12 protein-coding genes are annotated in these 13,810 nt (G+C 35.2%); 6 read left to right on the plus strand and 6 right to left on the minus strand.

The window, feature by feature from the left end:
• Positions 1 to 41: 41 nt before the first annotated feature.
• Together xylB and xylA are read right to left on the minus strand one after the other, a co-directional pair.
• On the minus strand, positions 42 to 1,523 hold the full coding sequence (xylB, locus tag ABS916_RS08800; protein ID WP_350451530.1) for a xylulokinase: 1,482 nt from the start codon (positions 1,521 to 1,523) through the stop codon (positions 42 to 44).
• Between the two features lie 35 nt (positions 1,524 to 1,558).
• On the minus strand, positions 1,559 to 2,869 hold the full coding sequence (gene xylA / locus ABS916_RS08805) for a xylose isomerase (RefSeq protein ID WP_350451531.1): 1,311 nt from the start codon (positions 2,867 to 2,869) through the stop codon (positions 1,559 to 1,561).
• A gap of 177 nt (positions 2,870 to 3,046) precedes the next feature.
• Between xylA and ABS916_RS08810 the strand changes: the two genes are divergently transcribed.
• Positions 3,047 to 4,198, plus strand: a complete 1,152-nt coding sequence (locus tag ABS916_RS08810; RefSeq protein WP_350451532.1) for an ROK family protein — start codon at positions 3,047 to 3,049, stop codon at positions 4,196 to 4,198.
• 104 nt (positions 4,199 to 4,302) lie between these two features.
• Here the strand turns inward: ABS916_RS08810 and ABS916_RS08815 are convergent, their stop codons facing one another.
• Positions 4,303 to 4,938, minus strand: a complete 636-nt coding sequence (locus ABS916_RS08815; RefSeq protein ID WP_350451533.1) for an SGNH/GDSL hydrolase family protein — start codon at positions 4,936 to 4,938, stop codon at positions 4,303 to 4,305.
• A 257-nt stretch (positions 4,939 to 5,195) separates the two neighbouring features.
• Between ABS916_RS08815 and ABS916_RS08820 the strand changes: the two genes are divergently transcribed.
• The 5 genes from ABS916_RS08820 to ABS916_RS08840 all read left to right on the plus strand — a co-directional run bounded on the left by ABS916_RS08820 (position 5,196) and on the right by ABS916_RS08840 (position 10,542).
• Positions 5,196 to 6,050, plus strand: coding sequence for a DegV family protein (locus ABS916_RS08820; protein ID WP_350451534.1), 855 nt, complete (start codon positions 5,196 to 5,198; stop codon positions 6,048 to 6,050).
• Positions 6,051 to 6,330: 280 nt separating this feature from the next.
• Complete coding sequence (locus ABS916_RS08825; protein WP_350451535.1) at positions 6,331 to 7,299, plus strand: ZinT family metal-binding protein; 969 nt, start codon at positions 6,331 to 6,333, stop codon at positions 7,297 to 7,299.
• Positions 7,300 to 7,407: 108 nt separating this feature from the next.
• Positions 7,408 to 8,658 (plus strand): metal ABC transporter solute-binding protein, Zn/Mn family, encoded by a 1,251-nt coding sequence (locus ABS916_RS08830; protein WP_350451536.1) that lies wholly within the window; start codon positions 7,408 to 7,410, stop codon positions 8,656 to 8,658.
• Between the two features lie 176 nt (positions 8,659 to 8,834).
• A complete protein-coding gene (locus tag ABS916_RS08835) occupies positions 8,835 to 9,644 on the plus strand; it encodes a TPM domain-containing protein (RefSeq protein ID WP_350451537.1) in 810 nt (269 codons plus the stop codon).
• 271 nt (positions 9,645 to 9,915) lie between these two features.
• Positions 9,916 to 10,542: a hypothetical protein gene (locus ABS916_RS08840; protein WP_350451538.1), complete on the plus strand. Its 627-nt coding sequence runs from the start codon at positions 9,916 to 9,918 to the stop codon at positions 10,540 to 10,542.
• A 138-nt stretch (positions 10,543 to 10,680) separates the two neighbouring features.
• Here the strand turns inward: ABS916_RS08840 and ABS916_RS08845 are convergent, their stop codons facing one another.
• Genes ABS916_RS08845 through nagA form a run of 3 tightly spaced genes read right to left on the minus strand, consistent with a single transcriptional unit; the run spans position 10,681 to position 13,795 of the window.
• Positions 10,681 to 11,619, minus strand: a complete 939-nt coding sequence (locus tag ABS916_RS08845; RefSeq protein ID WP_350451539.1) for a hexose kinase — start codon at positions 11,617 to 11,619, stop codon at positions 10,681 to 10,683.
• A 13-nt stretch (positions 11,620 to 11,632) separates the two neighbouring features.
• A complete protein-coding gene (gene lacD / locus ABS916_RS08850; protein ID WP_350451540.1) occupies positions 11,633 to 12,622 on the minus strand; it encodes a tagatose-bisphosphate aldolase in 990 nt (329 codons plus the stop codon).
• A 12-nt stretch (positions 12,623 to 12,634) separates the two neighbouring features.
• Entirely contained in the window at positions 12,635 to 13,795 is a 1,161-nt protein-coding gene (nagA, locus tag ABS916_RS08855) for an N-acetylglucosamine-6-phosphate deacetylase (RefSeq protein ID WP_350451541.1), read from the minus strand.
• Between the last annotated feature and the right edge of the window lie 15 nt (positions 13,796 to 13,810).

A 13,810-nucleotide genomic window follows, 5' to 3' on the forward strand; every position in this document is an offset into this window, starting at 1 on the left:
GGCAAAGATTTTCGCCTTTGCCAGCTTTTTATTCATACCCATTATTTCTGAAAGAAATCTTTAGTAGCTGGGTAAATTTCCTGATACTTTCTATAGCAGGCTTCATATTTTTTGACGTTCTCTGGTATAGATGGAATCTCTTCTTTATAAGTCACAACTTCTTGAGCACATATTTTCAAATCAGCAAACCAGCTGACTCCTACTGCTGCTATCATTGCAGCACCCATTGCTGGTCCTTGCTCCGTTTCCATTGTGACGATTGAAGCATCAAATATATCTGCTTGCATTTGCAGCCATTCTTTATTTTTAGCTCCGCCTCCAACAGAAATAATTTTTTTAAAGGTTTTCCCTGCTTTTTCTTCCATTAATACTTGAGAATCTTTTAGTGAGAACGTAATACCTTCTAATACAGCACGTGTAAAATGATCTCTCGTATGGTTGGTATCAATGCCGATAAAAGTACCCCGTACCTGACTGTCGATATGTGGAGTACGTTCACCAACGATGTAAGGAGTGAAATATAAGCCTTGTGATCCTACTGGAACAGACTCTACACCTTTTAACAATTCTTCATACGTTTCATTTTTAGCAAATGTATTTTTATACCAGCTCAAACTGTGTCCTGCTGCTAATGTAACACCCATTGAATAATAAGCATCTTTTACAGCATGATTAAAGTAATGTAAATCGCCTTCGTATTCTCTATCTCCTGTTTCTTCAAATGATAAAAATACACCAGATGTTCCAATACTTGCTAAACCAAAACCTTCTTTAACAATTCCTGCCCCTACAGCCGCACATGCATTATCAGCTCCACCGGCAAAAACTTTGATCGTCCCTTGAAGTCCTAATTGTTCAAGTAACTCTGTACGAACGGTTCCTATACAATCAGTTGAGTAAACCAAAGGCGGGCAAATATCTTTTTTTATATCAAAGGTATTCAGTATTTTCTTACTCCATTGTTTATCTTCAATATCTAAGATAAGTGTACCTGCTGCATCTGAATATTCCATTTGCTGATTTCCAGTCATCCAATACCCTAAGTAATCTTTTGGCAATAGAAAACGTGTAATTTGATGCCAAATTTCTGGCTCGTTCTCCTTTACCCAAAGTAATTTCGGTAATGTAAATCCTTCTAGTGCACGATTTTTTGTAATTTTGATTAAGTTTTCTTTTAAAGTTTCTGTTATCTCAAGGCATTGCGGAGTCGTCCTCACATCATTCCATAAAATAGCATTTCTAAGAACCTGATTTTCCTTGTCTAGCAAAACTAAGCTATGCATTTGCCCCGAAAAGCTGATTCCTTCTATATTAGTTGATGCGTCTGGGACTTCTTTGATGATATCTTTAATGACTTGTTCTGCAGCTTTCAGCCATTCAGCTGGATCTTGCTCACTATGTCCTGCTTGCGGTATTATCAGTGGGTATTCAGCTGCTTTTGTTGTAATAATCGTTCCTTCTTTATTCATTAATAATCCTTTTAATGAACCTGTACCTAAATCTAACCCTAATACATACGTCAAAAGATAACCTCCTAACTCTTTCGATTTAACCTTTCTTAATACAAATAATCGTTTAATTTTGATTTTATGAATTCAATATGAGACGATTCATTTTTTACTTCTTCATGTTCTAAAGCGTAGTTTGTCAAAGCTTCCAAATCTGTATTTCCAGATAAGATATCTGAACCAATCCCAGTTTGGTAACTTGCATAGCGCTTTTCTTTAACTTCATCTAAGAATCGGCTTTCTTTGATTTTAGCAGCTGCTTTTAATCCTCTCGCAAAAGTATCCATTCCTGCAATGTGGGCTAGAAACAAATCTTCCATTTCAAATGATGTCCGTCGTACCTTTGCATCAAAGTTGATTCCACCAGGTTCGATTCCGCCATTTTCTAAAAATTCAATCATAGTTAAGGTTACTGAATAAACATCTGTTGGAAATTCATCCGTATCCCAGCCTAAAAGTACATCACCTTGGTTGGCATCCAGTGACCCTAGTGCATTGTAGTTACGTGCCACATTCATTTCATGTTCAAATGTATGACCTGCCAAAGTTGCATGGTTAGCTTCCAAGTTTAACTTAAATCGATCGGTTAACTTGTATTTCTGTAAGAACGCCATACTTGTTGCAGCGTCAAAATCATATTGGTGTTTCATAGGTTCTTTTGGTTTAGGTTCTAACAAGAACACTAATTCTTCATGACCAATTTTATTAGAATAATCAATTGCCATATGGTAAAGACGAGCAATATTTTCTTCTTCTAACTTCATATCTGTATTTAATAAATTCTCATATCCTTCACGCCCACCCCAAAAAACGAAGTTCTTTCCGCCTAATTTTTTACTAATATCAATTCCCTTTTTCACTTGAGCTGCGGATACTGCAAAGACGTCTGCATTGGAACTAGAAGCAGCTCCATGTACATAAATAGGATTAGAATGTCTATCTGCTGTATTCCATAACAACTTAATTCCTGTTTGATTCATTTTTTCTTGAATGAAATCAGTAATTGTATCTAAGTTAGCAAAAAAATCTTCTAACGATTCTCCATATGGTGCTATATCCATATCATGGAAACAAAAATAGTCGACACCTAATTTTTCAAAAAATTCAAATGCAGCTTCTACTCTATTTTTTGCAGTTTCCATAGGGTCATCTGTTAACCAGTCTCTTTGGTTTACGCCTTTACCAAAAGGATCTGAACCATCTTGTGTGAAGGTGTGCCAATAAGCTACAGAAAAACGCAAATGTTCTTTCATTGTTTTTCCTAATACTACTTCCTCTGGATTGTAGTGACGGAAAGCAAATGGATTTGTTGATTCTAGCCCTTCAAATTGAATTTTAGCGATAGACGGAAAATATGTCATAATAAAATTACCTCCTAGTTTTCTTTTAATTTGTGTTTAGATATGTTAGTTTTAGTTTGTTAGTTCAGTAAACTAACTATATTTGAAGTATAATTTTTTTCATAACCATTGTCAACGCTTTCATTTAATTTTCTGCTATAATTATTATTAAATGACAAAGAAAAATTGAGGTGCCACATGTTAAGTAATCGTTCTACTGTTCGCGAAGAAAATGAACAAACTGTTATACAAATTGTTAATCAACAGCCTAATATTTCTAGAGCTGAACTGTCTCAAAAAACTGGTTTAACAAAAGCCACTATTTCAAGTATCGTTAACCAATTAATTGAAAGTCAACTAATTCTTGAAACAGGTGCTGGGTCTAGTTCCTCAGTTGGAGGAAGAAAACCAATATTTCTTCAACTGAATAAAAAGGCCGGCATTTCATTCAGTATTGATTTAGGCTACAATTATCTTTTTTCTGTAGCTACTTTCTTAGATGGTGAAATTATTGAAGAAATAAGAAAAGAGGTCCGCATAACAAAAGAAAATGTTTTAAAAGAGATTCAAACTGTCTTATCCTCTTTTGAGAAAATATCTCCTACAACTCCATATGGTATTATAGGTTTAACATTGGCTATTCATGGAATTGTCCATGAGAACACTATTATATTTGCTCCCTATTATAATCTAAGTGAAATGGATTTATATGCGGAACTTTCGAGTAAAACAACCATTCCTATTTATTTAGAAAATGAAGCTAATTTATCGGCACTTGGAGAAAAAAGCTGTTCATTTACAGAATCTAATCTTGTCAGTATAAGTATTCATAGTGGAATTGGAGCAGGAATTATTATAAATAATCAACTCTATCATGGAAAAGAAGGCAGGAGTGGCGAAATAGGCCATACTATCTTAATTCCAAATGGAAAAAGTTGCCCTTGTGGGAACAAGGGTTGTTTAGAGCAATATTCCTCAGAAAAAAGTATCCTGCAAGAATACAATCTCCTTAAAAAGCATCAAAACTTATCATTATTGGACTTAAAAACAAATTTTTATGCACACGAAAAAGAAGCTATTGAAATTATTCAGCGTTTTTCTTCTTTTATTGCCATTGGTGTAAATAATGTAATGGCTAGTTTTGGGCCTGATACAGTCTATTTGAATAGTAAATTGATTCAAGAAATTCCAGAAATAGTAACCTATATCGGCAATGAACTGCTAAGCAGTTTTAGCAAAAATGTAACTCTTAAAGTATCAAGTTTAGGTGAAAGATCAATTTTATTAGGTGCTACAGCTGTAAACTTACAAAATTTTTTTCATATTCCTTCAGTTAAACTGGACTATTAAATATAGAATAAACAACTATCAATGACCTGCATATACTAAAAAAGTGTCCTAAGTTAAAAAACTTAAGACACTTTTTTGTAGTTTAATAATCTAAATAGTTATGCTCAGTTCTCAATTATTTTCAACCATTCTTCTGCAATTTTCCCATGTCCGGCTACAGTAGGATGAACTCCATCATCTCCGGTCAAATATTGATAATTACTCTCAATAGCAATAGAGTGGAAAATTCCATCTAAAGAAACAAATTCGTCTGCAAATTCGTTTGCAAGTTCCCGGATAATTTGAATACGTTGATCCAAATCGAAACGCCATTCTCTTCTTTCTACCGGATAAGGGAGTAAAAATGGTTCAACCATTACAATTTTAGCTCGTGTATTTTCTTTAACCTGTGTCAAAATATCTCGATACTTTGACTTAAATTGTATCATTGACTCATTAGATCCAGATGTATCTGTTCCAATGGTATGCCAAGTATCATTGATTCCAATCAAAATAGAAACAATATCCGGTTGAATCTGTAAACAATCTACCTGCCAACGATCTTGTAAATGTGACACACGATCTCCACTGATTCCTCGATTTACTACCTTTAAGTTTAGTCTAGGATGAGTAGCTAATAGACGTCCCGCAACCATTAGTGGGTAACCATAACCTAAGTGCTGAGAGTCATCTCTATCTCTCCCTGCGTCTGTAATACTGTCCCCGATAAATAATACTGTATCATTTACTTCAAGTTTCATAAAAATCCTCCTAATATTCTCTAGTGTATGTAAAGATATGACACTCATAAAATAACAGAAACAAACTGATTTTTGTCTAAGTTGTTCATAAATGCGCTATCAACGATTATAATCCATTAAAAAAAAATGTAAAGAATTATTATAAATTTAACTGTAGTTGTTTTGAATAAAAAACTAATAAGTTTGTATATCTCCCTCTTTACGTATGATATGATTATCACAACTATATATTCTAGAATAGACAACAGGAGGAAATCATGACAAAATTTATCATCACTACTGAGAGCGGATCTGACTTATCTTCAGAACTTATTGAACGCTACAATATTCATGTTATTCCCATGCATGTTACTATGGGTTCGGAGACCTTTGATGACGGAACATTTGACGTTGAAGATGTTTATCGATTTTATGATCAAACAGGTACCTTGCCAAAAACTGCGGGAACGACTCCGCAAGATAACAGTGTTGTTTTCGAGCAAATCTTTGCAAATTTTCCAGAAGCTCACATTATTCATATTGCGTACTCAGCAGTCACAACAGTATCTTATACTTCTTGCACTATTGCAGCTGAAGATTTTAAAAATATCCATATCGTTGATAGTAAAAATGTTTCCGGTGGCTTAACTGCTGTGATTGTTGCAACTGCAAGATTCATTGAAAACAATCCAAATACCACGGCTGAAGAGATTGTTGCTTTTGTGGAAGATGTCCGTGAACGTACACGCTTTGTTTTCTTACCTCAATCATTACTTTATTTGAAAGCTGGAGGACGAGTTTCAAATGTAGCGTATCTTGGTGCATCCCTTTTGAACCTTCACCCTACTATTGTTCTTAAAGACGGCTATCTAGTAGCTTCAAAAAAATATCGCGGGTCGTTTGATCGCTGTTTGAAAAATACCATTAAAGATTTTATTAAGAACTATGACATTGATCCAGAAACTTTGATTATTGGTGGGACAAAAAGATTGAGTGAAGACCATAAACAACTCGCTAAATCTTTGTTGCAAGAAGCAAATTACAATGACCCTTCTTGGTTCTCAGCTGGTGCTGTTATTTCAAGTCATGGCGGGCCCGGTGCTTTTGGTATTATTGGGATCGAAAAGAAATAGCTCATAAAACTTTCTATTTATATTTAAATTATTTATTCAAGAAAACTTGATTTAAGGAACCTGTTTACCTGCAGGTTCCTTAAATCAGTTTTTTTTTTACAAATTTTAATTATTTCTAAATGCTTCCTTTCCCGTCCTGTCAGTAATTGTAAGTGCTAATCTTTCACTTTTTCATAAACTGAAACAAAAGTTTATATAATTTTGTTGACAATATGTATAGAAAAATGTTAAGTTTTAAAACGTAATGATTACGATTTAAAAACATTGGAGGACGAAATAAATGAAAAAAAAGTTAAGTCAGTACATAGGATTGGTTGCTGTTAGTATTCTATTAGTAGCATGTGGAGACAATGTTGCTTCAGACCAAGAGTCACAAAGTAGTATGAGTGATCTAGCTACTGAAAGTTATGAAAATCAAATTATTGAAATCAATGGTTTAGCAGATCATTACCATACAGGTGATTCTGTTGAACTAAGTGCTCTGCCAGAAAAAGAAACTGAAACAACTCAGTGGCAGTGGTATACAAGAGAAAACGAAGAAAGCGAGTGGAAAGTTGTTTCTGGTCAAAGAACTAAAGACTTTATTGGAGAAGCTACTGCTGATGGGTTAGAAATCAAAGCTGCCTTAGTAGATGATAATGATGAGCCTTATGCTGAATCGGAACCTGCTAAAATTGTTATTGATGACCACCATGGTCATGATGAAGCGAGCAAACAAATCTATGCAGGCTATTTTGAAGATGATCAAGTAGAAAATCGCGAACTATCCGATTTTGAAGGAGAATGGCAATCTGTCTTTCCTTACCTTCAGTCTGGTGATTTAGATGAGGTCTTTGAACATAAAGCAGAAGAAAGTGACGCTATGACTGCTGAAGAATACAAAGACTACTACACTATTGGATATGAAACGACTGTTGATCAAGTTGTTATTGAGGGAAATCAAGTTACTTTTTCTGATGATGAAAAAGAATATTCGGGAACTTACGAAAATGATGGCTATGAAATACTTAATTACGAAAAAGGAAATAGAGGCGTACGTTTTGTCTTTAAATTAGTTGACGGTTCAGACGAAATGCCTGAATACATTCAATTTAGTGACCACAATATTTTCCCGGAAGAATCTCACCATTATCATTTATTCTGGGGAGATGACAGAGACACAGTTTTAGAAGAAATGGATAACTGGCCAACTTATTATCCTGCTGACTTAGATGCAACTGGACTTGTTCAAGATATGTTAGCTCACTAAACTATTTTGAAATCAGTCTTTTAAATGTACTATCCATAAACAAATTTTAAATAAATGATAGCAATCCATTTGTTAAATGCGTTTAGCAGATGGATTCAGGAGGAAAATATGAAAAGAAAATGGTTTGTTTCAAGTATGCTCAGTTTAGTTGTAGGTGTGATCCTTTTTGGATGTGGACTAGAGCAATCTGACAGCGAAACAAAGAATAGCCCAGAATTATCAGTTGTTACCACTTTTTACCCAGTTTATGAATTTACAAAAGAAGTAGCTGGTGATCGTGCTGATGTTTCTATGATCATAAAACCTGGAACAGACGCTCACGGTTTTGAACCAAGTGCTCGAGATGTTGCTGCTATAAATGATGCAGATGTGTTTGTTTACAGTAGTGGTGAAATGGAACCTTGGGTTGGTAGCCTGATGAGTTCACTTGATAGTGAAGACCTTATTGCTGTTCGTACAGCTGATGCTGATAATTTTATCAGTACTGAAACGCATGAACATGAGCATATAGATAATAGTGATCACAGTGATGAGTCACTTGAAGTGGATGGAGATCTACCTACTACCGTCGAAGTTAATGGACTAGCTGGTCACTACCATACTGGAGATATTGTTCAACTTGTTTCCGATTCAACTGATATGAAAGATTCAACTAAACTGCAATGGTATATTCGTGAAGCTAACGCAGACTGGAAGGCCATCTCAGATCAAACACAGGAAACATTTGAGTATGAAACAACTGGCGAAAGTTTTGACGTCAAAGTCGTCTTTTCTGACAAAGCTGATACTCCATACGCTGAATCAGCTCCTGTTGAGATCGTTATCGATGATCATGAAGGTTCAGATCCTCACATCTGGCTAGATCCAGTATTAGCTCAAGACCAAGTGACTGTAATCAAAGAGGCATTGATTCAAGCTGACCCTGAGGGAAAAGCTGTATATGAAGAAAATGCTGAAAAATTTATTTTAGAACTTCAAAAATTAGATGAAGAGTATAAAGCAGCTTTGTCTTCTGCAACTAATCGTGTGTTTGTCGTTCAACATCAAGCATTCGGATATATTGCTCAACGATACAACTTAGAACAAATTGCTGTGGGAGGCATTTCTACTGAAGTAGAACCTAGCCCCTCACGTATTGCGGAAATCAGTAAATTAGTTAAGGAATATGATGTTCCTGTTATTTATTACCAACAAGGTGCAGACTCTTCTATTGCACAAACAGTAGGACAAGAAACAGATACTGATATAGAAGTTTTATATGACCTTGAAAGTGTCTCTCAAGAAATGCAAGACGAAGGCATGGACTATCTAAGTTTAATGCGTAAGAATTTGGAGGCTTTACAATTAAGCATTCATTGATTGGTGATTGAATAATTGTAATAGTTTATTATTTTAAGAGAGAGAACCCCTTTTTTCACAAAGGAGTTCTCTCTCTTTTTAATACTTAAATTCAAAGAAACATTTAACATATGGTACACTAAAACTCTAAAACACATTCTAGCCTTTTTTTAAGGGAATGGAGAATCGATAAAACTATGCATACTCTTAATGATATACAGTTCCCTATATTTCGGATCGTCTTTACTGCCTTATTTTCGCTCTTATTCTTACACCCTCTACCTACAGCTGCAGCTGAATTACCAGAAGTTCCGTCTGAATTATATTATTATGATGAAGCTGGGATTTTGACTCCAGAGACAAAAGAACTTATTTTAACGATAAATGAACAATACAACCAAACTATTGAGAAACCTCAGATAATCGTAGCAGTTATCGAATCATTAGATGGAGAAACAATTGAAAACTATAGTGTCGACCTTTTTGAAAAATGGAAAATTGGAAATATTGACTATGATAATGGTGTTTTGATTTTATTAGCAGCAGAGGAACGAGAAATTCGGCTTGAAGTGGGATATGGTTTAGAAGGTACTTTAACAGATGGGAAAACCGGAAAAATATTAGATGATAATCTAGCTTATTTAAGCAATAATTTATTCGATGCTGGTCTACAAGAAATCTTTAGAGATACTACAACCGAAATAAACAATGAATACCACTATGAAATTGAAACTTCTAGCATTCCAGTAGTCACGGAAACACCCATCACTACTCCTCCACGCGATAATGGTTTTATTCCCTCCACTATCCGTTTTTTTAAGAGTTTAAAACCATTTAACGTGCTTATTATTATTGTATGTATCGGTTTTGCTATTTTCACACCTGGTAGTGGCGAGAGCTCAAAAGGCGGAAGAAGTAGAACACGTTCTGGAAGCAGTAAAAAGTCAAGTAGGCGCTCTGGTGGCGGTGGTCGTTCTGGCGGTGGTGGTTCTAGCCGGAAATTTTAAAATTACTCAAATCTATTAGTACTATTGACAGGTCATCTAAATTTTTGTTACTATAGCAATTAAATTGATAACGTTTGGTTTGCTGCCGAGTAAACCTAGGATACACGTATTTTCTACTCCGATAGGCCCTGCAGGAGTAGAAGTTGCGTGTATCTTTTTTTATTTTTAGGAGGAGATTATTATTTTTTCACTTATTAGTCTGACCGTTGTTACTAGTTTTATAGATTCTTTCAACCCATTTGCTATTGCCCAACAATTTACTTTACAAGGTTTGTTAAAAAAGACACACCACATTTGGTATTACATTGTAACGTTGTTTTTAACAAACTATTTAGCCAGTTTCGTTTTCTATACCGGTGTATCCATTTTAAATGAACAGTTTTTGACAACCTATTGGACGATGCTTAAATTTCCAACTGCAATCTTAGCCTTTATTGCTGGTAGTATTCTTATCTGGTACAGTATTCGTTCTTTTTTAATCAATTGGAAAACTAGACAGTTTCTTATGGATAAAAGTGATAATGAATCAAAAGAACTAGAATTAAAATTTTCTGAAAAAAAAATTACTCCAGCTTCTTTGATAGGTATTGGTTTTACAACTACGGTCGTTGAATTTTCAACCGCTGCTCCTTTTATTGCCTATTTAACTGTTGTTCAGCAATTTCAACCAACACTTGGTCAATTATTATTGCTACTACTAATCTATAACCTTATTTTTTCTTGGCCTTTATTTGCCTTGTATTTCCTGTTTGTAGGTTTTCAAACAACCTTTGAAAAGATATACACACGTATGAACTTTGTGCTACAAATGGTTTCAGCTTTTCTACTTCCCATTTTATTTTTCATTATTGCCTTTTTATTAATAACATATGCAATAAACGCCTTTTTCAGCTTATAATTGGATACAAAAAAATCCGTTACCCTTCATTAAGTGGCTACGGATTTTTTTATATTAAAGTTTTTTTTGACATCTTTTGTCTTTAACTGTCTAGCACAACAACTTTCACCAAATTGATTTTAATTTTTTTCAATCTTTTTAAAATGGTTCAACAATTATTTGGCTATAGAGTGTTTGAAAATGTTTTGTATTAATGTGTCCAGTAACAGGTTCTAAAGCATTTAACATGCCCGTTGTCATTCCAGTCTTTATTGTTTTCTCATCAGAATCGTAACGACTTAAGGCGTAAGCTAATCCAGCAATCGTTGCATCACCAGACCCAACTGGATTAATGACATCAATCTTTGGAATCGTTGCACGATAAAACAAATCATTGTGTTTCACGATGGCTCCATCGCCTCCTAGAGTCACAACAATCCATTCAACTCCTGCAAACAGTGAATGATTTAAAGCTTGCTTCAATACTTCTGGTTGTTTGCTATCCAGTTGCATCTGTAATAAATCGCTGAGTTCAGTCAAGTTTGGCTTAATCAATTTAGGTTTTGTCTTTCCTTTTAGTACTTCTTTCAAAGCCTCTCCAGAAGTATCTAGCAAAGTATCAATACCTTTTTCTTTTGCTAACATAATAAGCCGAACATAGAAATCAGTTGGCAATCCTTTTGCCAAACTTCCAGAAATAGTTAACAAGTTGGTTTTACTCAATAACCGCTGAAAAACCTCTACGAATCCTTCAACCTCAGCTTCTGTCACCGTTGGACCAGACTCAAGTATTTCGGTTTGACTGTGATCATCATGCAATACAGCAATCGAATTTCTAGTTTCTTGTAAGATAGGATAGAAATCATGTTCAATATCAGCTAAATCCAACTGTTCTTTGAGTTGATTTCCAAGGTGTCCTCCCACTATTCCAGTAGCTTTAACCGGTCCACCAAGCTCATGAACAACACGGGTAACGTTCAAGCCTTTGCCTCCTGCTGTTTTTGAAACTTGAGAGACTCGGTTAATGTCGTCTAGCTTAAGTTCTTTAATGGAATACGACATGTCGATAGAAGGGTTCATTGTTACTGTCAGTATCAAATTTGTCCCTCCTTTATTCGCTAACTTCTACTTTCTCATGCCATGAAGTAGCGGTACGTTCTACTACTTTGTTTAAACTTTCAATATTTTCTTTCCCTTCGGATTGAAGCCATTTTCTAGCTGACTCTTCTCCATTTGCTACAAAATGATGGACACCATTTTTCCAAGTTGCCCTTCCACAAAGAACGCCATTAAAAGTAGACCCAGATTCTTTTGCAAAATAAAGAGTGTCTTGGAATAAGTTAGCCGATACACCTGCACTAAGGAAAATAAATGGTAAATGAGTAGACTCGCTTTGTTCTTTAAAATACGCAGCAGCAGCAGCTTTGGTATAAACTGTTTCTTCACCAAAACCTTCAACAGCATTCATATTTACGGGTACTTCAACTTTTAACACATCAACTTTATATTGTGGTTTAGAGAATTCTTTCATCATATCATTTACCTTATGAGGTTTTACTTTAGCGTATTCATTCGAATTATTGTCTTGAATGTCCTTGTCATAAGATAGTAGCTCTAAATAGAAAGGAATATCTTCTCCATAACATTCACTTCCCAAACGTTCTACAAAAGCATGTTTTTGATGATTTATTTTAGAATCTTCATCAACGTCATAATAAAGCAAGAATTTGATAGCGTCAGCGCCTTTATCTTTTAACCCTTTCACAGACCAATCTGCTAATAAGTCAGGCAACCGTCCTGATACTGTAACATCATAGCCCGTTTTTTCATACGCTAACAACAAACCTGCTTCAGAATGACGTGCAGCTGCTGCTTCCAATCCGAATTCAGGATCCAATAAAATAGAAGAAGCATACGGAGTCAACTCTTCAGATACTAATTTTTTAAATTCAATAATACTTTCATTCGTTGGCTCTTGGCCTTCTGATATGATCATTTTTTTCAAAGCACCTCGTTGGTCAATAGCCAAGGCTTCAATATATCCCTCTTTTGTAGATAAACGATCCATTGCTTCTTTTTTTGATTTTGAAATTTTCAGCATTCTCTTCATCCTTTAATTATCATTTTTATATACTGATACCCCGTTTAAGTACGTTTCATGCAAGTTCAATTGAGTATCCAATACTAAGAAATCTGCATCATGCCCAGTCTGCAAACTGCCACAAAGATCATCGATATGACAGCTTTTTGCTGGAACAATAGAAGCCATTCGAATAGTCTCTTCAATTGTTGCAATATCCCAATCACAAACATTTTTAACAGCATCCATCAACCTTAGAATACTTCCAGCTAGACTTCCGTTTTCTTTTAAACGAGCTGCTCCATCTTTTACTTCAACTGGAAATTCCCCTAGAGTATAATCTCCTTCTGGCATCCCACCAGCTCTCATACAATCGGTGACCAATGCAATGTGTTCTGGTGTTTTAGCTTTTATTAAAACTTCTGCCGCAGCTGGATGAACATGATGTCCATCACAAATCAACTCAGCTATAGTATCTTTTGTCGTCATTGCTGCTCCAACCATTCCTGGTTCTCTATGGTTCATACCACTCATTCCATTGAATGTGTGAACAAAGATAGAAGCACCAGAAGAAACAGCCATTTCAGCTTGTTCATATGTTGCAGAACTATGCGCAAGAGCAACAGCCACACCTTCTTTGACTACTTTTTCTGTAAAGCCAACAGCTCCTTCTCTTTCTGGAGCAATAGCTATTTTTTTTATTAATCCATGTGATAACTCTTGCCAATGATGAAAGATCTCTATACTTGGATCTTGGAAGAACCGAGGATTTTGTGCCCCTTTGTGTTCTTCTGTAAAGAACGGTCCCTCAAAGAAAATCCCCCGAATTTTAGCTCCTTTTACTTCTTGATAGCGATCTCCAATTGTCTGGCTCACTTGATTTAATGTTTCAACATCTGAAGTCAAAGTAGTAGGTAAAAAGGATGTCACTCCGCAACTTAACAAGCCTTCTGACATTGCTTTAATGCCTTCAAAGTCATTATCCATCACGTCATGACCCATGAATCCATGAATATGTGTATCCACAAGTCCAGGTATAATCCATTTGCCTGAATAATCTAGAACTGTCTCATTTTCATTAGGTAATTTTTTTATATAAGATCCAAATTTCCCTTCACTAATCGCTAAATAGCCTTCGTTTTTTATTCCACTCGGTAAGAAAAATCGGCTCGCATATATATAATAGATTCCCATTTGTTCATCCCTTTT

Source organism: Carnobacterium sp., from assembly GCF_040274945.1.
Classification (GTDB): domain Bacteria; phylum Bacillota; class Bacilli; order Lactobacillales; family Carnobacteriaceae; genus Carnobacterium_B.